Source organism: Marinomonas sp., assembly GCF_965225885.1.
Taxonomy (GTDB): Bacteria; Pseudomonadota; Gammaproteobacteria; order Pseudomonadales; family Marinomonadaceae; genus Marinomonas.
The window spans coordinates 3717452-3738865 of the sequence record NZ_OZ245329.1 but is presented as its reverse complement, the minus strand read 5'-3'; the positions used below and the strand labels follow the sequence as shown (position 1 = coordinate 3738865).

14 protein-coding genes and 1 tRNA gene are annotated in these 21414 nt (G+C 41.5%); 11 read left to right on the top strand and 4 right to left on the bottom strand.

From position 1 onward, the window contains the following. Window positions 1-143 precede the first annotated feature (143 nt). Complete coding sequence (gene mobC, locus ACO05V_RS17830; RefSeq protein WP_100185579.1) at window positions 144-512, top strand: plasmid mobilization relaxosome protein MobC; 369 nt, start codon at window positions 144-146, stop codon at window positions 510-512. Next, complete coding sequence (locus ACO05V_RS17825; protein ID WP_421854668.1) at window positions 512-2521, top strand: hypothetical protein; 2010 nt, start codon at window positions 512-514, stop codon at window positions 2519-2521. Before mobC ends, ACO05V_RS17825 begins: the two co-directional genes overlap by 1 nt. Here ACO05V_RS17825 and ACO05V_RS17820 read toward each other — a convergent pair. The 3 genes from ACO05V_RS17820 to ACO05V_RS17810 form a co-directional block, all read right to left on the bottom strand. Further along, complete coding sequence (locus ACO05V_RS17820) at window positions 2518-3144, bottom strand: hypothetical protein (RefSeq protein ID WP_421854665.1); 627 nt, start codon at window positions 3142-3144, stop codon at window positions 2518-2520. The two genes, ACO05V_RS17825 and ACO05V_RS17820, sit on opposite strands and share 4 nt — an antisense overlap. A gap of 689 nt (window positions 3145-3833) precedes the next feature. After that, entirely contained in the window at window positions 3834-4421 is a 588-nt protein-coding gene (locus ACO05V_RS17815) for a hypothetical protein (RefSeq protein ID WP_421854662.1), read from the bottom strand. 235 nt (window positions 4422-4656) lie between these two features. Next, complete coding sequence (locus ACO05V_RS17810; protein WP_421854659.1) at window positions 4657-5883, bottom strand: EAL and HDOD domain-containing protein; 1227 nt, start codon at window positions 5881-5883, stop codon at window positions 4657-4659. Window positions 5884-6083: 200 nt separating this feature from the next. Between ACO05V_RS17810 and ACO05V_RS17805 the strand changes: the two genes are divergently transcribed. The 7 genes from ACO05V_RS17805 to ACO05V_RS17775 all read left to right on the top strand — a co-directional run bounded on the left by ACO05V_RS17805 (window position 6084) and on the right by ACO05V_RS17775 (window position 18047). After that, window positions 6084-6159: transfer RNA gene (locus tag ACO05V_RS17805), tRNA-Ala, on the top strand. 181 nt (window positions 6160-6340) lie between these two features. Then, the gene (gene recC / locus ACO05V_RS17800; RefSeq protein ID WP_421854656.1) at window positions 6341-9742 is read left to right on the top strand and encodes an exodeoxyribonuclease V subunit gamma; all 3402 of its coding nucleotides are present in this window, start codon (window positions 6341-6343) and stop codon (window positions 9740-9742) included. Continuing rightward, window positions 9739-13467: an exodeoxyribonuclease V subunit beta gene (recB, locus tag ACO05V_RS17795; protein ID WP_421854652.1), complete on the top strand. Its 3729-nt coding sequence runs from the start codon at window positions 9739-9741 to the stop codon at window positions 13465-13467. The genes recC and recB overlap by 4 nt, the downstream gene beginning before the upstream one ends. Beyond that, a complete protein-coding gene (gene recD, locus ACO05V_RS17790; protein ID WP_421854649.1) occupies window positions 13454-15373 on the top strand; it encodes an exodeoxyribonuclease V subunit alpha in 1920 nt (639 codons plus the stop codon). Before recB ends, recD begins: the two co-directional genes overlap by 14 nt. Window positions 15374-15549: 176 nt before the next feature. Beyond that, on the top strand, window positions 15550-16557 hold the full coding sequence (locus ACO05V_RS17785; protein WP_421854646.1) for a tryptophan--tRNA ligase: 1008 nt from the start codon (window positions 15550-15552) through the stop codon (window positions 16555-16557). A gap of 11 nt (window positions 16558-16568) precedes the next feature. Next, the gene (locus ACO05V_RS17780) at window positions 16569-17432 is read left to right on the top strand and encodes a Tim44 domain-containing protein (protein WP_421854643.1); all 864 of its coding nucleotides are present in this window, start codon (window positions 16569-16571) and stop codon (window positions 17430-17432) included. Window positions 17433-17537: 105 nt separating this feature from the next. Next, on the top strand, window positions 17538-18047 hold the full coding sequence (locus ACO05V_RS17775) for a chemotaxis protein CheW (RefSeq protein ID WP_421854640.1): 510 nt from the start codon (window positions 17538-17540) through the stop codon (window positions 18045-18047). A 99-nt stretch (window positions 18048-18146) separates the two neighbouring features. Here the strand turns inward: ACO05V_RS17775 and ACO05V_RS17770 are convergent, their stop codons facing one another. After that, a complete protein-coding gene (locus ACO05V_RS17770; RefSeq protein ID WP_421854637.1) occupies window positions 18147-19445 on the bottom strand; it encodes an inosine/guanosine kinase in 1299 nt (432 codons plus the stop codon). Between the two features lie 87 nt (window positions 19446-19532). Between ACO05V_RS17770 and ACO05V_RS17765 the strand changes: the two genes are divergently transcribed. Then, complete coding sequence (locus ACO05V_RS17765) at window positions 19533-20300, top strand: HesA/MoeB/ThiF family protein (RefSeq protein ID WP_421857010.1); 768 nt, start codon at window positions 19533-19535, stop codon at window positions 20298-20300. A gap of 130 nt (window positions 20301-20430) precedes the next feature. Next, a complete protein-coding gene (trxB, locus tag ACO05V_RS17760) occupies window positions 20431-21384 on the top strand; it encodes a thioredoxin-disulfide reductase (protein ID WP_421854634.1) in 954 nt (317 codons plus the stop codon). Window positions 21385-21414 lie beyond the last annotated feature (30 nt).

Here is a 21414-nt window from a genome sequence, read left to right as displayed (position 1 = left end):
AGAAGCTTGGGTTCCCCAAACTAACTTGATTTTCTCCGAAAATATGAAATTTAATAAATTAAATTTGAGAGATAGATATAAAATAAACAGCATAATTTTCCGCGTTGCACTTGGATAAATTATAAACAAAAAAGGAATTGAAAATGGAAAACAAAAATAAAAAAAATAGAAGAAAAAGTATTCACATAAGAGTAGATGATAAAACTTATGATTTACTAAACGAGCAGAAAAGAAACTCTGGATTGAAAACTTGGGAAGCTTTAATTATTCATTATATGAATAATGGAAAAGGCTTTAAAAGTGTTTATGTAGATAAAGAAGGGCATTCTTTAAAAGTATTAAATCACCTTATTAAGTATGGAAATAATTTAAATCAACTTGCAAAAGTAGCAAATGAAAGAAAATCATTAAATGATGATGATATTAAAAAGATCAAAGATTTTTTAAGTCAGGGAATTAAAGCTAAAAATTATTTCACAAAACACGTAAAACAAGCGAACAGGGGGAAATAATGACTATTTTTTCCTTAAAACATGAAGCAACGACAATTAGACAATTAAAAAAAGTTGTCAAATACAATAGCAATAATAAAGCAGGATTAAACAATTCTAATAATCCTAGGTTAATTTCAGTATCTTCTAATTGTGGTTATTGTTCAAATATAAACGACGAAAACGAATATAACCAGCTCGTAGATAACTTTATTTTATCAGTTGATGCTAATTCACAACTATCTAAAAATTCACGTCAAAAATACCTATACGAGCATTCTGTAATATCATTTTCAAATGATGATGATGAAAGATTAGGTATGGCTAACGCTTTAAAATTAGCAATAAAAACAGCTAAAAAATACGATCCTAATTTTGAAAAAACGCCATATATGATATGGCCGCAGATCGACAGCGGGAAGCTTCATTTTCACATCGTCAGGGGATATCACGACGAAACGGGCAACTACCATAGACAAAGCAATTCAGGCTTAAAAAGACAGTCAGCAGCACAAAAAATAGAGAAAGAACATAAATTAACATACACAGGTAAAAATGACCCTAAAAATTATGTATGGAAAACTGACGTTAATAACAAAAAAAAGAAAATATATGTCCCAAATTTGAGTGATGACAATAAAAAAATCGTTAAAAATAAAGCAATTGATTATGATTGTAAAATTGACGAATTTGGCAATATTAAATATCCTTTGAAAAAAAAAGAAAATAAATTAATTTCAGATATAAATAATAATAAAAATATTCATACAAATAATAAAAAAATAGTTAATAATAAAATAAATGTAATATTTGAAAAAATTACTGAATTAGAAAAACCTATCAAATACAGTGTCTTTAAGAAAGTTCAAAATTTGTTTACTGATCAAGTTCAAATTGACAATGAATATAAAGAAAGTTTAATAAATGAGAATAAAAATGAAGTTTCAAACCTTCAAAGAAAAATAAAAAAAGACTGGAAAAAAAGAAATAATACTCATCATAAATTAGTTGATAAAAAATTATTTAATGAAATGAAAATTAATGTTATTAGTAATGAAGAAAAAAAAATATTAGATAAAAAAGATGATCTTTTAAATGATGATGATGTTTTTTCAAAGTTAAAAAATACGGTTAATAATGCATACAGGAAGTCTAAAACGACACAAGAATTTATTGATATACTAAATGATAATAAGATAGAAATTTATGTAAATAAAAGAGAAAACGGAACAGGCGGCATAACATTTACATCGTTAAATGATGATATTTCTCTTGCTGCTGGAAAAATTAATTCATATTTGACTTATGGCAAAATTAAAAAAAATGATGCTGATTTATTCGAATACTTAACTAATACAAGCTTTAAAAATGATGAAAAATTAAGTATTAGTAATGATTTCGATGTTAAAAATATAAACTATAATTATAAGCAAATTAAAAATATAGATGGTTCATTGTCAATTTTTTACAATAAAAAAGATGAAGAAAAAAGACCTAATAACTATAATTTAAAAATCAGCGAAGATAAAAAAACAATCTCATTAAGCCCAAATTCAAATCCTTTCGATTTAGAATTGACTTATAAAATAGCGAAGGAGAACGGCTGGAATGGTGCAAGTTCACAAAATAAAGAACTTACTTTAAAATCTATGAAAGTTGCCTATAAGAGTAATAAAGATGATTTATTCTTCTTCCAGTTAGAAAATTCTTTAATCTCTCTTGATGATGTTAAAAGTGTTGTTTTAAGCGAAAAAATGAGCAATTCAAATTTAATTAATCTTTATGATAATAAATTAACTAATAATAGTATAGATGAGCAAAGAAAATTTGTATTATCAAAATTAAATAATAAATATGATACAGATTATGTCCTAAATGAGTTAAATAAAGATAGATCACTAAAAAGTATATTAGATGATAAAGATGGATTATTTAGGTTAAAAATAGATCATAATAATGATCTAAATAATAATGATCTAAATAATAATGTTAAAAATGAAAATTCAAATAAAAGGCACTATAAATTTTAATAATAAAATTTATAGTGTTCTTCTAATACTGGTGCGTTTTGATTGGCTGGATATTTATACTCAAAATCTACATTTATGCTTTTGAAAGCGTTTTTTATTTGCTTTATCCTTTCTTTTCTTTGTTTTTTATCTGGCACTTTTAGAACGTCTAATAAATAATTTAGATGTAAATAGCCCTTTTTGTGGTTTTCTATAATTAAAGCCAACTTTGTAGCTTTAATATCTCTACAAGACTTTAACTTTTTCAATTCGATTTTATTAAATCCAGTGTTTTTATTCATTTCGCTAATGTATTTATACGAAAGCTTAAAGCTCACTAATTTTTTATCTACTGAAATAGTTTCAAAAAAAGGTGATTTTAATGAATTTATAATGTCTTCAATTGTATTAAATGTTAATTTTCCTGAGCGGGGTAAAAAGCTATTTACACCTAGTAACCCATCTATTGAGAAAATTTGTATGTGATCTACTTTATTTTTTTTGTAGATAGTTGTTGATATTGAAAGTATTGCTAAAAATACTTTAAATCTTACATTGTCTTCAAAATCAAATAGATATTTATGTAATTCATTCTTTGGTTTCATAATTTCTTTAGTTAGTGATAAAAATATTAATTCGTTCATTGCTCATTATTCCTTATTTAAGTTTAAAAACTTCTTTTTTGGAATGATAAGTTTTACAATATATTGTTTGACAAATTAATATTTGATGATATATTTTTAATTATTCCAGTGAGACGGAAGCTTTTTAAAAATCGTATACATTAATTTGTACGCGATTTTTTTTGTTTCTAATATTTAATTAAACATAATTTTTAATAATGTCAAATATAAACAATGCGAAATGAGCATACCCCCAGACGCGAATTGAATTACCCCCCTAAAGCGAAATGAATGCTCCCCCCAATGCGAAGTGAATACCCCCCTATTAATTAAGATCTTTAACTAAGATCTTTAATACAAGAATTAATAATAAAAGAGTGGAGTGACTTTAACTTTCTTGCTTTTATTTTTTCAAATAGACGAAAAAACAAAAGTAAGATTTATTTAAGTGCATTAAGAGATTAAAGGGATATGCCCTTCGGGCGTTTCTGGAAGTGCCAAAGAGCGAAGCGATGAGGGTATATAAGGCGTTTAAATGATCTTTATGGAGTGTTTTATAAAGGCTTTCAATTAAGAGATAAGGTTTTTTGGCGGGATATATATTAAAGCCCCAGAGGGGACTTTAATATATATGGTGACGCTGGGCGGACTCAAATAGACACGCATTTCTGTAAAAATTCTTGAACTAATACAGTTTTACTTTTGAAGATTTAAAACTGATAACCAACGTATGCATATGAAGCACTATAATATGAATTTCCACCAATGCTTGCTAGGAAGTTAATACCTACCGTTAAATGCTCATTTGCCTGATAACCTGCACCAAAAAATTGACCAATACCTGTTTTTGATGACGATACGAAAGTATAACCAGCAATTTGACCTGTTACATTAAATTCTATTTTATAACGATGAACACCAGCTTTAAGGTAAAAACTTTCTTTAGGATTATATTTAATGCCGAAGTCTAGGCCAGATATTTCAACTGCTGCATTGATTGTATCTGTTGTTAATGATGCACTAAAATCAACATTAGTGCTGGATGTATTAAGATAACCGATTTCAATATTTACATTTTCAGATGTCGGAAATGTTCCAAAAATTCGAAACGAAGGTGCTCCTCTTTCACGCGTATAATATATGGTACGTCCTGTTTTATTTGCTAATGATTGAGCCACGTCATCTACATGTATTTCTGATGCAACTAAACCACTTTCAATTCCAAAATGGAAATCGTCAGCCGCAAATGCAGTGCTTACACAACAAGATAGAATAATTGCAGAAATACTATTTTTCATTTACAAATCCTTATCTTTAATAAATAGTTTTATTTTTCAAGTCATTGATTTTAGTATGAATTTTTCTTAAAACTCAATAGACGCGATTAATTTTGAATCCGTCGTGTCTACCAATTCGACCATACTGGCCTTGACTATAGGTGTCAATCGTTTAACGAAAAAAAATGCATTTAATTTAATTTGAGACCTTTTAACTAGGTATTGGTGAGCACAGTAGTGTAGTTGTGCGAAGCTCTCAATTTATTGAAAGCATGACTTCTTCAGACCAAAGCATGGCGTCTAAAAAGGCTCTATTTAAAACCGTTCGATCTGCTGGATTCATAGACTCAATGCTTTCCCACTTCTGCTCTTCACAGTACAGCGTTTGCTTTAAGTAGGCTCCAAGTTCCCCAGTCTGATTCATTATGGCGTCCAAGGCGGTTTTGTCTAAGGCGATTTGTTTTAAGACGACCGATTTCTCGACGTTAAACACGGCGTCTATGCCAGACATCAGCCCAACCATAAATGCAGAGTCTGCATTGGCTGATTTTTTGCTCTCGGCCAGCAGTTGGCAGCAGCGTCCGCGAGTTAATAGAATTTTTAGCAATGAACTCGGCTGGTTTGATGACGAGGTTAGTGTAATAAGCAAAGCCCATTTCTTTAATTGCACCAAACCCAGAAAAATGACCGCTTCTTTTATCGAGACAACGGTTTTGGCAACGCCGCATACTGGGCTATTTAGGATTCGCAGCAGCTGATAAGACAGCTTTGGGCTTTTGGTGACTAAATTCGCGATGGCATCAATGCTAATGTCTTTATTCTGCAGAGCGTTGACCAGTTCAATGGCACCATGTGTTGCGGAGTCGATTCTCTTACCCTTGATGAGTTCAGGGCGCTGTAAAAAATAACCTTGGAATAAATCGAAGCCGAGCTTTTTGCAAAGATCAAACATGGCTAAGTTTTCGACTTTTTCAGCGAGTAAAATTAAGCCTTTGGATTTAAGTTCCGCGATTTGTGTTGTGTATTGTTCTGGTGGTGTCGCCAACACATCTATTTTTACGATAGATACCCAAGGCAAGAGTGCCTGATATTCAGCATTGAACTGATAATCGTCCAAGGCGAATCGGTAACCAGCAGAGCGCCACTTTTTTAATGCGGCAAAAAAATCTGGTGTTAGCTTTTGGCTTTCGAGAATTTCGATATAGACAGTGTCTGGATCAATAGGAAAAAAAGCGTCTGACAATATTAGATCGGTTGTCATGTTAATAAAAAACGGCTTTCTTAATTGAGACTCGAGTTTGGTAATACCAATGCATAAGTTAACCAATACTTGGCTAGTAGCGGTTTCACCATCAGAAATATTGGCCTTTAGAGCGTCCTTTCCACGGAATAAAAGCTCATACCCAAAAATTTCTTTTGTTCTTTTGAGTATGGGTTGTTGAGCCATCATTAGATCATCTAATACCGTTGGAAACTCGATCATTGTTGTTCTCTTATTATCAAGGTTTGTTGCGCTATTGCTTTGTACTGCTAAAACAAAGATTTATCAAATCATAAATAGTTTTATCATTGTAACTCTTTAAGTATTTGATTTTGTTGTTTTGACGCCTTAAAAATACGTCCTATGATTTGTAAAAAGGTTGACACCGTGGGGAAGCGCCCATAAAATCCACGGCTGTTTTTGGGGCCTTAGCTCAGCTGGGAGAGCGGTTCGCTGGCAGCGAACAGGTCAGCGGTTCGATCCCGCTAGGCTCCACCAATTTATCATTCCATCCCTGTTTTATTTAAAGCATTCAGTTCTTCTTTTTTATCGCTTCCAAGGTTAGGCTTATTCCCAGCTTAAAAAGCTGATTACAATACAGCTTAAACTATTGGTTGAGGTTTATGTCACTTAGCCCGTTAACTTTATTGATTCTTTTTCTGAAGCCTAGGATTCGTACATGTTTCAACTTTACACAAGTAACCGTCTAGAGGATTTGGCCGTGTTGCTTGCGAAGATTTTGGCTGTTTCACCGCCAGAAAATCCGTTTGATGATGAATCTATCTTGGTGCAAAACCCTGGCATGGCGCAATGGTTGAAAATGTTTTTGGCCGAGTCCCATTCTATTGCCGCAGGTTTGGTGTTTCCTCTGCCTTCTACCTTTGTTTGGCAAACCTTTTCTCAGACGCTTAATGATATTCCCGCGCAAAGTGAATTTAACAAGCCTTTTTTAGTATGGCGTTTAATGCGTTTGCTGGACTCTCGTCTTGGTGAGCCAGAATTTCAGGCATTAAGTTGGTACCTGGAAGAAGACGATACACAAATCTGCCGCTTCCAGTTATGCAGCAGCATTGCCGATATTTACGACCAATATTTGGTTTACCGTCCGGATTGGATCAAATCTTGGGAAGGTGGCGAAGCACAGGACCCCAAGCTGAAAGCCATCTTTGAGCTGCAACCTTGGCAAGCCATTTTGTGGCGCGATCTGGTTGCCGATGTGAGCCAGCAGGGAACATCGCTTTATCATCGTGGTAATTTGATTGAAGCCTTGCATGACGCCACGCAATCGTCTTCTCGGCCAGCTGGTGTGCCCGAGCGTATCTTTATTTTTGGTGTGTCTTCTTTGCCACCAAATACGCTGGAATCTCTTCGCGTGTTGGCGGCTTCTGGTTGGATTGATGTGCATTTATTTTTGCAGAATCCTTGCCGCTTTTACTGGGGGGATGTGGTCGACAAGCATTATTTAGGTCGAGAAATAAAACGCCAAACTCTCAAGCCTGGGTTGAGTACGGACACATTGCATTTGGATGCCAATCCTTTACTGGCAAGCTGGGGGCGCCTAGGTCGAGACTACATTGCTCAGCTACAAGAAATGGCCGACAACGAATTAGAAGTCTTTGAAGACTATCAGAGCGAGCAAGCGAGTGGTTTGCTGCAATGGATTCAGCAAGATGTGCTGTCCTTAGAAAACCACGGCTCGCAACAAGAGCGAGACGCTAGCATTACCAATGCCGAGTATCGCCATTCGATTACTGCTGATGATCAAAGTATTCGTGTGCATCGTTGTCACAGCCCATTGCGTGAAGTGGAAGTCTTGCATGATCAGTTGTTGCAAATGTTCGAGAGCGATCCGAGCTTGACGCCAAAAGACGTCATTGTCATGTTGCCCGACGTAAACACCTACAGCCCGTTTGTGAAGGCCGTCTTTGGTGCTGAAAAAAAGAGCGGACAAGCTCAAGTCAGAAAACACATTCCCTTTGCCTTGATTGACCAATCTGGCGGCATGGAAAATCCGATTGTCGATGCCTATTTGTATTTGCTCGGCTTAGGCGAAAGCCGTTTTACTTTATCCGAATTGATCAGCGTGCTGGAAGTGCCTGCGGTGTTGGCGCGTTTTGAATTAACCGCCGATGAATTAGAGCGTATTCGTCAATGGTCGACGGAAGTGGGTATTCGCTGGGGCTTGGATGGTAAAACCGCTCAACAGCATGATCTGCCAATACAAGAATCGCATACATGGCTGAATGGTGTGCGTCGCATGTTATTGGGTTACGCCATGGGTCATGATCATATTTGGGAAGGCACGCTAAGTTACGGCGATGTGGAAGGTTTAGAGGCCTCGGTGGCGGGGAAACTGGCGGAGTTCTTGGTTGCCATTGACGACGCTCAAGCTAGGTTGATGGAATCCCTTGTTCCTAAAGACTGGGTTTCGACTTTGTATTATTTAGCAGAGCGTTTTTTTTTGTTGGAAGAAGACGATGCTTTTCAAGTTTTGCTGACTAAGCAACTCGACACTCTAGCCTTGCAATGGCAACAAGCGCATTTTGATGCCCCATTGGATCAGCAAGTGATCCGCCAGTTGTTATCGCCTTTGTTGCAAGAGTCTCAAGGTGGTCAGCGCTTCTTAGCAGGTCGAGTGAACTTTTGTACCTTGATGCCTATGCGTTCCGTGCCCTTTAAAGTGATTTGTGTGTTGGGATTAAACGAAGGTGACTATCCGCGTAGCGTTGCACCCATGGGCTTTGATTTGATGGTTGGGCAATATCGCAGTGGCGACCGAAGTCGACGAGAAGACGATAAATATTTATTCCTTGAAGCGCTGATGTCAGCACGAGATTGTTTCTACATCAGTTATGTGGGACGCAGTATTCAAGACAACAGTGAGAAAAATCCGTCTATCTTGGTGAGTGAGCTGTTGGAATACATAGGTCAAAGTTGTGTGTTTGAAGACGATCAAACATTAGCGCCAGACGAGGCGCAGAAAGCCTTGTTAGAGCGATTAATTCTCGAGCATCCTTTGCAGCCTTTTAACGCCGCTTACTATTTTAATCAACAGAGCGACTCGCAAGAATCAGCTGTTGCGTTTGATAAGCGCTTATACAGTTATGATGAGCAATGGTTGCCTGCTCTGCTCAGTGTGCCTGTGGAGGATGAATATCTTGAGTTCTTACCACTTGATGGCTTAGAGCAACCAAGGTTGGACCTTGCTCTCGATGAGCTGTCGCGCTTTATTGGCCATCCGACACGTTACTTTACTCAGCGTCGCTTAAAAGCCTATTTGAGCCTGCAAGAAGAGGACGAAAAAGAAGATGAGCCGTTCGCACTGGATGGCTTGGCGGGTTATCAATTACGCGAAAGCTTGCTGCAAGCCATGTTAAAAGGCGATGAAGATCAGTTCGTCGAGCGTTTGTCTCTAATGGGCGCGTTGCCCTATGGCGCGCTAGGGCGTTTGTCTTTGCAACAGAGCCGAGGCCAATGCCAGCAGCTTTTGTCTGTGCTGCAAGGTTATGCGCTAGAAGAATGCGAGCCGATAGAAGTGAACTTGGCTCTTGGCAGTATTGTGCTGCAAGCTTGGTTGGATTTACCGACGGCGACCACGCGTTTGTCTTATCGCATTGGTGATTTATCCGCTCATCAAAAAATGCAGACATGGATCGAGCATTTAGCCTTGTGCGCGCAAGGTACGCCAAAACAACATCATCTTATTAATCTGACCAAAACCGGCAAGTTGCTTCAGCACAGTTTTATTATCATCCCGCCGAACGATGCCCAAGAATATTTAAACAGCATGTTGGCTTTATTGCAGCAGGGGTTGTGTCAGCCGATTGCCTTGCCAGCCAAAAGCGCAGATGCATGGTGCAAAAGTTATTGTTCGAGCAAAACGCAAGAAGACGCGGATATCGCTTGGGAGCAAGCGCTGAAGCTTTATCAAGACAACAGCAGCGCCTTTACTCGCAGTGAAGTAGACGACGCTTATTGGCAGCGTTATTTCCCCGATTTAAATCGCCAAAAGGCGCAGTTTGTCGCCTTGTGTGAGCAAATTTGGTTGCCCATGCATCGTCATTTGGAGGTGATGGAATGAGTCTTTCTTCCGAGTCTGTTTCCGTTAATGAGCCTTCTGCTAATGCAGAAGCCTTAAACATGATTCCTGAGCCGCTAAACGCCTTAACCTTTCCATTGTTTGGCAAACGCCTAATCGAAGCCAGCGCAGGCACAGGGAAAACCTACACCATTGCCAACCTGTATTTGCGCTTGCTGGTGCCAACGGGACAGGCTTTATCTGGAAATAACGGAGATTTAGACAAGGCGCTAACAGTCGACCAAATTTTGGTGGTGACCTTTACGGAAGCCGCCACCGCCGAGCTAAAAGCGCGGATTCGTAATCGTATTCGAGCAGCGCGAAAAGCCTTATTACAAGGCGAAAGCAGTGATGTCTTTCTGGCGGATTGGATGGCGCAAATGTCAGACGAGCAAAGAGCGGGCGCCATAGAAAAGCTGCTGTATGCCGAAAAGCAAATGGACGAAGCTGCAGTATTTACCATTCATGGTTTTTGTCAGCGCATGTTGAGCCAGAACGCCTTTGAAAGTCGCATGCTATTTCAACAAACCATTGAGACCGACGAGCTCGCGCCATTGTCTATGGCGGTGAAAGACGTTTGGCGCAGTGTGTTTTATCCGATGGACGACACCAAGGCGGCCTTGATTCAGCCGATTTGGTCGAATCCAGATGCTTTGTTGAAAGACTTATATTTATTGAATAACCAGCCTGACGCCAAAATCGCCGTGCCAGATTACGATTGGGAAAGTGCGCTAAGTCAGGCTCAACAAACCATGTCAGCGGTTCGTGCTATGTGGCTTGATCAATCGCAAGACATCATTGACGCCCTTGAGCGCAGCGGTATTAAACGTACCTTTTGGCGTAAAGATCCGTCGAAAGACATTCAAGCCATCACGCAATGGGCGAACTCGACGCGTTTTGAACTAGACAAAAGTCTCGAGAAATTTGATACCAATGAACACGCCAGCCGATTGAGTAAAGGCGGTGACCTGCCTGCTCACGAATTCTTTGGCTTGGTGCAGTCTTTGCGTGAAAGCTTTCCCGATGCGGGGCGATTAAAAGCGGTGTTGCTAACTCAGCTTTGGCAGCAAACTCAAGAGCGCATGAAACGCTGGAAACGCAGTACGCAATCGCTGACCTTTACCGATTTGCTAACTTCTCTTGATGTGGCGCTAGCGAAAGACGAAGCGGGCAAATTAGCCGAACGTATTCGCCACCTTTATCCGATTGCTCTGATCGACGAATTCCAAGACACAGATGCGGTGCAATATCGAATTTTCTCCACCATTTATGCGCCAGCGCAAGTGGATCAAAATACGCTTGGTTTGATCATGATTGGTGATCCAAAACAGGCAATTTATGCCTTTCGTGGCGCGGACATTTACACCTATTTGGCAGCAAAAAAACGTGTCGACAGTGTGTATTCTTTGGCAACCAATTATCGTTCTTCTGCGGCAATGATCCAGTCGGTGAATGGACTTTTTACTACGCAAGCTGAACCCTTTCGTGTCACCGGGATTCCCTTTGTTGAAGTACAAGACCGTGGCGTTGCAGGTGGTTTTTCTCGACAGGGCCAAACGCAAGCCGCATTGCAGTTTTTGTATCAACGCAGTGACGAACCCGTATCGGCAAAAGAGTATCGTCAGACCATGGCGGAGTCCTGCGCGGCGCACCTTCATGAGTTGTTGCTAGAAGGGCAGCAAGTCTCTGCGCTTATTGATGGCAAAGGCGTACGACCAAAAGATGTTGCCTTGTTGGTGACTAACTTTAGTCAAGCCAATGCCTTGAAAGATGCGCTTCGCCAACGCGGCATTGCCAGTGTGTATTTGAGTGACAAAGGCTCGGTGTTTGAAACGGTCGAGGCACGAGAGTTATTGATCGTACTGACGGCGATCTTATCCAACGGGCAAGAAAGCAAACTGCGTTCGGCCTTGGCGACCAGCTTGGTTGATTGGTCATTGGAAGACCTGGATACGTTAAATCACGACGACGTGGTGTATGAAAAATGGGGACAAGCCTTCCGTGATTATCTAGAAATCTGGGACAAGCAAGGCTTGCTGCCTATGTTGCGTGAGTTTATGCAGAACGTATCGCTGGCGGCAAACATGCTCAGTCATACTGGCGGTGAGCGTCGCTTAACCGACTTCCTGCATTTAACCGAAAAGTTACAGCAAAAGTCCCTTGAGCTGGATTCCAAAGAAGGCGTTTTACGTTATCTCAGATTGGCGATCCAAAACCCGAACGGCAACAGTGACGAGCAAAAAATTCGTCTTGAAACCGATGCAGAATTGGTGCGGATTGTCACCATTCACAAAAGTAAGGGCTTGGAATATCCAATTGTCTATTTGCCGTTTGCCTTTACGCCATATCGCGATCAAGACAAATCGGCTTTATATCACGATGCGCAGCAGCAACTGTGGATCGCTATCGATCCAGATGAAGCGCAAACCGAGCAACACAAAGAAGAATTGTACGCCGCGGAAATTCGCTTGGCTTATGTGGCGTTAACTCGCTCAAAAGAGGCGTGTTTTATTGGCACCATGGACGTAGGTAAAAGTGCCAATAAAACCCGTGGTGCTGTGTCAGATGTTCATCTTAGTGGTGTTGGTGCTTTGATTGGCGAAGGCGAACCGTTGGAAGCTGGTGACTTGTGCCCAAGCATCGAACGCCTTTGCGAACGTTATCAAGCTGGTCAAATGCAGTTATTGGATTTGCCTGATGAACCACAAAGCTTACCCAGATTCAAAATGGCGCAGGTAGAATTAACTGAGCCTCATGCGCGGCACTTTACGGGTCGTGTGGAGCGAGATTGGTGGGTGGGAAGTTATTCCTCGCTGGTGGTAGAAGACAAAGAACACCACGATGAAAGCGTGCCAGGCTTGGATGAAATGACGCGTTTTGTCGATCCTTTGCTAGATGATGTAGAGGTGTTAGATCAGGCATTGGAATCGCAACAAAAAGAGCCTGAGCAGAATCGTTTTACTTTTCCAAAAGGTGCCAAGCCGGGGACATTTTTGCACGACACATTAGAAGGCAAAGCGCTGCATGATGTGTCGAGCAATCCGAGCTTTAAGGATTTATTAAAAACCAGCCACCATAAACTGATGGCTGATTTTTATGAACGTCAGGGTTTTGATGAATGGCAAAACGTATTGAGTGAGTGGCTGCCAGATATCGTTAATACCCAGCTAATGCCGGGAATGAGTCTGGGCAGTTTGGCGCCGTCGGCTTGCCGAAAAGAGATGGAGTTTTTTATTCCGGTGACGGGCATGAATGCCTTGCAGCTAGATCGGATTTCTCGCGAACACGATGGAGTGTCACGCGTTGCGCCGATGATTCAGGATCGGCCGTTAAAAGGCATGTTAAAAGGCTTTATTGATTTGTTGTTCGAATACCAAGGTTGTTATTACGTGCTGGATTATAAGTCGAATTATTTGGGCGATGATTTTGCGGATTACGAGCCAGATAAGCTGATTCATGCCATTGCCGAGCACAGATACGATTTACAATATCAACTTTATACCTTGGCCTTGCATCGATTGTTGAAGCAGCGTTTGCCAAATTATGATTACGAGAAACATGTGGGTGGCGTGGTGTATTTGTTCTTGCGCGGCATGCAGCCAGAACAACAAACCGGTATTTTTCAAAGCCGTTTAAGTTTTGAGCATGTAACGGCGCTAGATAAACTGTTTAGCGGTGAAAGCGATAAGCCAAAAAATAACGAGGCGGTGCAATATGGACTTTTCTAATCAGCTAGGTTTGCTCGACTCTCTTGATGAAAAAGCGCGCGAAGAAAATCCATCTGCTACGACGTCATTTAGTTTGTCTGCTTGGCAATCTAAAGGGGTTTTACGAGCGATTGATCGTCAGTGGATTGAGCAGCTGGCGCAACATGCCAAAGAAGAACATCTCGCGGTTCATATTGCAGGGGCGTTATGCAGTGCTTACCTTGGCGCAGGTCATATTTGTATTGATCTAGCGACCATTTGGCAAATGCCGCCAGAAGGCATTGAATTAGATGAGTTACGAACGGCGTTAGGAAACAGCGGTGTAAAAAGTGTTGCTGCTTGGTGTGATGCTTTGCAGGCGAGCCGTTTGGTGTCGCTAGAAGAAAATGTCACTGAACGTCCTATGGTGCTGGCGGGCACGCGTTTGTATTTGTATCGTTATTTCCAATATGAACAGCAGGTGCTGAATTATCTCAAGGGGCAATTTTCTGTTGCGCCTTTTACTGTGGATGCCGGTTTATTAGCGCAACTTTTTCCTAATAAAGCTGATCAGGTGGATTGGCAAAAAGTCGCTGTCGCCAATGCGGCGAGCTTGCCTTTCTCTGTAATCAGCGGTGGTCCCGGAACGGGAAAAACGACAACGGTAACTAGGTTATTGGCTTTGCTGGTGGCTCAGTCAATGGCGGAAGGCAAAGTGCTGCGCATTGAACTTGCTGCGCCAACAGGTAAGGCGGCGGCGCGATTGACAGAATCTATATCAAAAGCCAAAGCGGATTTGCCATTAAGTGACGAGGTTAAACTTGCCATTCCAGAACAAGCCAGTACCTTGCATCGCTTATTAGGCAGCGAATTTGGTCGCAGCCGTTTTAAACATAATAAAGACAATCCTTTGCATCTGGATGTCTTGCTGGTGGATGAAGTGTCCATGGTGGATTTGCCAATGATGGCAAAATTGATCGATGCCATGCCGCCTCACGGACGATTGATCTTGCTAGGCGACAAAGACCAGCTTGCTTCTGTGGAGGCGGGCAGTGTGCTTGGGGATTTATCTTATGGCATTGATAATGTCTATTTCCAACCAGAGTGGGCTGATCGGCTTGCCAATTTGACTGGAGAAAACCTTGCGCAATTTGGTAACCCGTCGGCTCCGCCAATAAGTCGAGCGCTGATGTTATTGCGCACCAGTTATCGGTTTGATGCGAATAGTGGCATCGGGCACTTGGCAAAAGCCATGAACGCAGGTGACAGCCAAGCGGTATTGCGTTGTCTTCAATCTAATTACGCCGATGTAGAATGGCGAGCGCCAGAAGAAGGGCAAACCAAAGCGGATATTGCGACATTGGCCAAAGGTTATGACGATTACTGGGAAGCGGTGCGTGAGAACCTAGATATTGCCAAGCTATACGAAGTGTTTTCACGCTATCAGATTTTGACTGCGGTTCGCCAAGGTGAGTTTGGTGTCGAGAAGGTGAATGCTCAACTGGAACAGTATTTCTATCAACGTGGACGAGTAAAAGATCCCCATGTTTGGTATCCGGGAAAAGCGGTGATGCTGACGAGAAACGATGCGGCATTGGGTTTGTTTAACGGTGATATTGGCCTTTGTATGCCCGATGAGTTTCAGCGCCTTCGTGTATGGTTTATGCAGCCAGATGGTTCTTTTACTGGTTTGTTACCGAGTCGTTTGAGTGAGTTCGAAGTGGTCTTTGCGATGACAGTACATAAATCCCAAGGCTCTGAGTTTGACCAAGTTGCCTTGTTGTTGCCGATGACGCCATCGCCAGTGTTAACCAAAGAATTGCTTTACACTGGTATTACTCGGGCGAAGAAGGTGTTCACTTTGTGGGGGGCGAGCGGATTGATTCGGGCAGCGACCAGCACGCGTATTCAGCGATATTCAGGCCTTATTGGTGAGCTTTGGCATTGATATCTACGTATTCGGCTCCATTATCTCTAAAAGGTTTAAAAAGTGAATAAAAGCTTCGGCTAAATAATCTTGTTGCGTGATTCTTGATGTGATTTTTTTATGTTAGGGTAAGCGGCATTTCAGCACTATAAAATTTCAAATTTCGACATTATGTAAAGTAGGAAAGAGTAGCAACAATGGCAAAAGAAATTGTTTTAACTGGTGTTACCACCACAGGCACTCCACACCTAGGCAACTATGTGGGGGCAATTCGTCCTGCGATCGAAGCGAGCCGTCAAGAAAACACGGAATCTTACTTCTTCCTTGCGGACTATCATGCGTTGATCAAGTGTCAGGATCTAGAGCGCGTGAAACAGTCTCGTTTAGAAATCGCGGCGACCTGGCTAGCGTGTGGCTTAGATACTGATAAAGCAACTTTTTACCGTCAGTCTGATATTCCTGAAATTGCTGAATTGAACTGGCTACTTACTTGCGTAACCGCAAAAGGTTTGATGAACCGCGCTCACGCTTATAAAGGCGCTGTAGACGAAAACCTTGCCAACGGCCAAGACCCAGATTTTGGTATTACCATGGGGTTGTTCTGCTATCCAGTGTTGATGGCTGCGGATATTTTGGCGTTTAATGCGCACAAAGTGCCGGTTGGTCGTGACCAAATTCAGCATATTGAAATGGCGCGAGACATTGCGGGTCGTTTTAATCATTTATTTGGTGAGCATTTTGTATTACCTGAAGCCGTTGTTGGTGAAGAAGGCTCGATCCTTAAAGGCTTAGACGGCCGTAAAATGAGTAAGAGTTACAACAATACGATTCCATTATTTGATACCGAAAAGAAACTGCAAAAAGGTATTAATAAGATCAAAACAAACTTGTTAGAACCAGGTGAAGTGAAAGATCCTGAAGATTCTACCGTGTTTGACATTTATAAAGCGTTCGCAACTCCAGAACAAACTGCTCAAATGCGTCAGAATTATGCTGAAGGTATTGCATGGGGGGAAGCGAAGAAGGAACTTTTTGCTTTGGTTAATGGTCAACTATCTGAACCACGTGAAAAGTACCTAGAGTTAATTGCCAATCCCGCTCATGTAGAAGAAGTTTTACAAGCAGGCGCGGAAAAAGCTCGTGCTCGTGCACGTGGACTGATTTCAGACTTACGCAATGCCGTTGGTTTGGTCAACTTTAAATAAAGGAGAGTTTTGTGAAAACAACAGTATTTGCCATGTTAATGGCGTTTGTTTTGGCAATCGGCGCTGGCGGTTATAGTGCGGATGTTCAGGCTAAAAAGTTTGGTGGCGGTAAAAGTTTTGGCAAAAGCTTTTCTGTTTCTAAACCGAAAAGCACTGCAGCTAATACAAGCAACACGACGAACGCTGCAGCTGGCGCTAAAAAACCTGGATTTTTGGGTGGTTTAGGCGGTGGTTTGTTAGGTGGTTTGTTGGCTGGTGGACTTTTTGCTGCCTTGCTGGGAAGTGGTGCGTTTGATGGCATTTCTTTCGGTGATATTTTGCTATTTGCTGTGATAGGTTTCTTGATTTACAAGTTCTTTATCGCGCCAAAACGCCGTGCAGCACAGGCCCAAGCAAGTGGTGCAAACGGTATGTTCCGCGAAATGCCTAACTCAACTCGTGACGGTTCTCAACCTTCACCAATGGCTGGAATCAGTGGCTTCGGTGCACAACCAGAGATCAAGCTTCCACCAGGCTTTAATGAGCAGGCGTTTGTTGCTGAAGCTAAAAATCACTACATCACTTTGCAAAAAGCATGGGATGACAATAATTTTGATGAAATTCTAGATTATGTGAGCCCTGAGCTTTACAACATGTTGGTTGCAGAGCGCGCGACTTATGGCGATAACAAACCTCGTACTGAAGTTATCTCTTTGATGGCTGAGCTTGTTCGTGGTGAGTATATTGGTTCAATTGCTTCTATTTCGTTACAGTTTTCAGGCTGGATCAAAGAAGGTGATCAGACTTCCGATACCAATGAAATTTGGCATTTGGAAAAGAACATGTCTGATGCAAATGGAAATTGGACAATAGTTGGGATACAACAAGACAACTAATTGTTACTTAACTTTGCTCGTAGACTCATCATGATTTGTTTAAACTAGACAAAGCTTGTGATGAGTTCTACATTACTCTTATTAAACTGAATATGGATGTGAGCCATGTCTGAATTAGCGCCTATTAAAGAAAATGGGAAAGCCTTATCGGAATCGAATAAAGGCGAGTTGTTACAGTATCTAACTTTTAAACTGATTGACGAGACTTATGGTATTAACGTCATGCAGATTAAAGAAGTGCTACGTTATAGTGAAATCGCTCCGGTTCCAGGTGCGCCTTCTTATGTATTAGGCATTGTTAATTTACGTGGTAATGTCGTGACGGTAGTCGATACTCGAGTTCGTTTTAGTTTGCCTGAGTGCACTATTACCGATGATACTCGAATTATTATTATCGAACACGATGGCGAGCAGGTTGGCTTGTTAGTTGATGCTGTTCAAGAAGTATTCTATTTATACCAAGGTGAGATTGAGCAAAGCCCTAGCGTTGGCAACGACGAAGCATTGAAATTCATTCAAGGCGTTTATCAGAAAGAAGAAGAATTGGTTATTTTGCTTGAGCTTAATCGTATGTTTGAACGCAATGAAGCGCTTGGCATTGAAGCAATGAACTAAGTCAGTCAATTCTTTTTAGAACAAACATAAAAAACCATGCCGTTGAGCATGGTTTTTTTATGTCTAAATATTGTAGTTTCTAGAGTGTGGTCTTGAAGCTTATCTTTCCCAATAAGCTTCTTCTAAGCTGTCTTCTCTTTCTGGTAATCCTCTGGATAAGCGAGACGCGTTTTGAGCGAGTATTTCATAGCTTACGCGGTTGGAATATTTACAGATTTGAGCGAAAGAAGAATAGGCCAGAAATGGCGCCAAGTGCTTACTGGAATTTGGAATCGCTTCTTTGTGAAAATGATTCGCGGAAATGTCATGAAGTAAGGCGGATAGTGCGCCATCGCCAGCACCATTGGTGTTGCGAATTTTTTCTGGCCCGCCCATGTACGGGTCGATATGAGAAAAGACTTTTACCGGCTGTTTGCAGGCTTCGCGCAACATAGGGCGACTAAACTCCCAGCGATTGAAGTCTGCTAAACTCCCAGATTTTATTGGATGGGTGGTTTCACGCCTTAGTTCATCTTCCGTATGGCCGCATAAATACATGCCCTCAGGGCCAGCAGTAAGTAGCACAATGTCGACATGTTCTAGAATCGCGCTAGCGGCTTGTAATGGATCTGATAAGCCTGTTAACGCTTCGGCTTCTAGTTCATTCATTGCCAGTACGTTGACGTATTTTTTAATGATTTCCAGCAATTCGTCTCTGTTTTCTTCTACTAGGTGCTTGGTGCCTAATGTCAAAACAGTGGGGACTTGGTGATTGTGTGCATATTCTAAGGCTTTTAACATAGCTGGTTTAATGGGTTTGCCTTGATGGCGCAATGGGTAAGCGCAAGTGACTAATGCTGCGCCGCCAGCGATGATATGTTCAGGGATGTGGTCGACATCGAGCTCGTCCATGTCACCGGGAGCGATGGCGAACGTTCGTTCGCCATCTGGTGTGATTAAGGTGATGCCGCGGCCAATATCGCCGGGTACGCCTTGTAAGTGATTCATATCAACTTTGCTGCTGGTATGGCAGATATAATGGTAAGCTGGTGACCCTAACGTGATGTTGGCTGACATGACACCAAGTAACACGGATTTGTCATCGGCTAATACAGAATAGTTGTGTATGGTATTGCCAATGGTTCCGCCGGCAAAATGATCCGAGATACTGTTTTGTGTGGTTAATTCGCTGTAAATAGCGGAAGCGGTGTCAGCGTCGACAAGATTTGATAAGCCTTTTTGGATGTTAAATGTTTCTAGAAATTGATCAGACACATTAGCGACCACGTCGACAATGGTTTCATCCAAACCAACAATGTAAGTGTCTTTATCGGGACGAACTTCCGATGTCGGCAAAACGGGCTTGGGTTGGGAAACAGGAAAATAATGTTTAAGTTTGCGTTGACCGGGAAACTTCATATTGGTGCTCGTGGGTAAGAGAATTAAGCGAGTTTAGCAAAGAATTGACCAGTCGGGCAGGATGATCAGAAAGAAAGTAAGGTGAAAATGAACGAATCGGAGTTAGATCGTTATAGTCGTCAGTTATTATTGCCTAATTTTGATATTCAAGGGCAACTTAATCTTTCCCAAGCGAAAGTATTGGTCATTGGCTTGGGTGGATTGGGAAACATTGCCGCCACCTATTTGGCAACTTCCGGAGTGGGTCATTTGATTTTGGCAGATGGCGATCAATTAGAACGCAGTAATTTACCTCGCCAAGTGCTTTATGATGAAAGTCAGCTTGGTTTAAACAAGGTTGACGCAGCGGCGAAGCAAATTGCGCTTAAAAATCCAGGTGTCAAAGTAGAGACTATTACACAGAAATTAGCAGGCAGTGCTTTGTTAAGCGCCGTAGAGCAAGCGGATGTTATTCTGGACTGCACGGATAACTTTACCGCTCGACAAGCCATCAATCGTGCCTGTCTGTCATTGAAAAAACCATTAGTCAGTGCGGCTGCGATTCGTTGGGAAGGGCAACTGGTGAGCTTTTTATATCATCAGCAATCAACACCTTGTTACGAGTGCTTGTATCCGTCTTTGTCGGACCAACAGCTTAGTTGCAATGAAAGTGGCATCATAGCGCCAGTGGTTGGCTTGTTAGGCGTCTATCAGGCGCTCGAAGCTTTGAAGCTGGCAAGTGGCTGTGGAAAGGTCAAACATGGCGTATTGAGGCTGTTTGACGGTTTTGAAGGCAGCTGGCGCGAAATGCGATTAACTCAAGATCCTGAATGTTCGGCGTGTACAATTGAAAACAGTGAGACGCTTGAAAACTGATAGATAGTCCCTATTTTAGTAATTAATATTTTTCTCTAAGAGTTTCTGCGGATTTTCGTTAGAATTCACCACAATATTTTTAGCTGGCCATTTTTGTGTCAGGTAAGCATTCATTTACAGGAGCAATAACATGAGCGATGTGAAACACGCTAAATTAATGATTTTAGGTTCTGGCCCAGCGGGTTATACAGCGGCTGTTTATGCGGCTCGTGCGAACCTTAATCCTGTGATGATTACAGGTATGCAAATGGGTGGGCAGTTGACTACGACCACCGAGGTTGATAACTGGCCGGGTGATGATCAAGGTGTTCAAGGTCCAGAGTTGATGGAGCGTATGCGTAAACACGCTGAACGCTTTGAAACAGAAATTATTTTTGATCACGTCAACAAAGTCGATTTGAAAAACCGTCCATTCCGTTTGGAAGGCGACAGTGGTGTTTATACTTGTGATGCCTTGATTATTTCTACTGGTGCAAGTGCTCAGTATTTGGGTCTTGAAAGTGAAACAAAATTCATGGGTCAAGGCGTGTCTGCATGCGCAACCTGTGATGGTTTCTTCTACCGTAACCAAGATGTGGCTGTAATCGGTGGTGGTAATACCGCTGTAGAAGAAGCGCTTTACCTTTCTAACATTGCTAAAACCGTTACTGTTATTCACCGTCGTGACAAATTTCGCTCTGAAAAAATTCTAGCGGACAAGTTGATGGAAAAAGCGAAAAACGGCAATGTGAAAATCGAATGGCATTCAGAGCTAGACGAAGTGTTAGGTGATAGCGCTGGTGTAACTGGCGTTCGTATCAAAAATAGCCAAACAGGCGAGACAAAAGAACTAGCGGTTGCTGGTTTGTTTGTTGCGATTGGCCACAAGCCAAATACCGATATTTTCCAAGGTCAGCTTGAAATGAAAGATGGCTATTTGAAAGTGCAATCTGGCACGCACGGTAACGCGACTCAAACAAGCATCGAAGGTGTTTTCGCTGCGGGTGATGTATCTGATCATATTTATCGTCAAGCAATCACATCAGCAGGTACTGGTTGTATGGCGGCATTGGATGCAGAGCGTTTCTTAGACTCTCAAGACTGAGGCCATAGGCTTTAAACAAAAAAACCGATC

Bases quoted from the DNA above. Each gene is read 5' to 3' on its own strand.
- ACO05V_RS17815 (WP_421854662.1), bottom strand. From the start codon at position 4,421: ATGAAAAATAGTATTTCTGCAATTATTCTATCTTGTTGTGTAAGCACT.
- ACO05V_RS17820 (WP_421854665.1), bottom strand. From the start codon at position 3,144: ATGAACGAATTAATATTTTTATCACTAACTAAAGAAATTATGAAACCA.
- ACO05V_RS17810 (WP_421854659.1), bottom strand. From the start codon at position 5,883: ATGATCGAGTTTCCAACGGTATTAGATGATCTAATGATGGCTCAACAA.
- recD (WP_421854649.1), top strand. From the start codon at position 13,454: ATGGACTTTTCTAATCAGCTAGGTTTGCTCGACTCTCTTGATGAAAAA.
- ACO05V_RS17825 (WP_421854668.1), top strand. From the start codon at position 512: ATGACTATTTTTTCCTTAAAACATGAAGCAACGACAATTAGACAATTA.
- ACO05V_RS17765 (WP_421857010.1), top strand. From the start codon at position 19,533: ATGAACGAATCGGAGTTAGATCGTTATAGTCGTCAGTTATTATTGCCT.
- ACO05V_RS17775 (WP_421854640.1), top strand. From the start codon at position 17,538: ATGTCTGAATTAGCGCCTATTAAAGAAAATGGGAAAGCCTTATCGGAA.
- trxB (WP_421854634.1), top strand. From the start codon at position 20,431: ATGAGCGATGTGAAACACGCTAAATTAATGATTTTAGGTTCTGGCCCA.
- mobC (WP_100185579.1), top strand. From the start codon at position 144: ATGGAAAACAAAAATAAAAAAAATAGAAGAAAAAGTATTCACATAAGA.
- recC (WP_421854656.1), top strand. From the start codon at position 6,341: ATGTTTCAACTTTACACAAGTAACCGTCTAGAGGATTTGGCCGTGTTG.
- recB (WP_421854652.1), top strand. From the start codon at position 9,739: ATGAGTCTTTCTTCCGAGTCTGTTTCCGTTAATGAGCCTTCTGCTAAT.
- ACO05V_RS17785 (WP_421854646.1), top strand. From the start codon at position 15,550: ATGGCAAAAGAAATTGTTTTAACTGGTGTTACCACCACAGGCACTCCA.
- ACO05V_RS17770 (WP_421854637.1), bottom strand. From the start codon at position 19,445: ATGAAGTTTCCCGGTCAACGCAAACTTAAACATTATTTTCCTGTTTCC.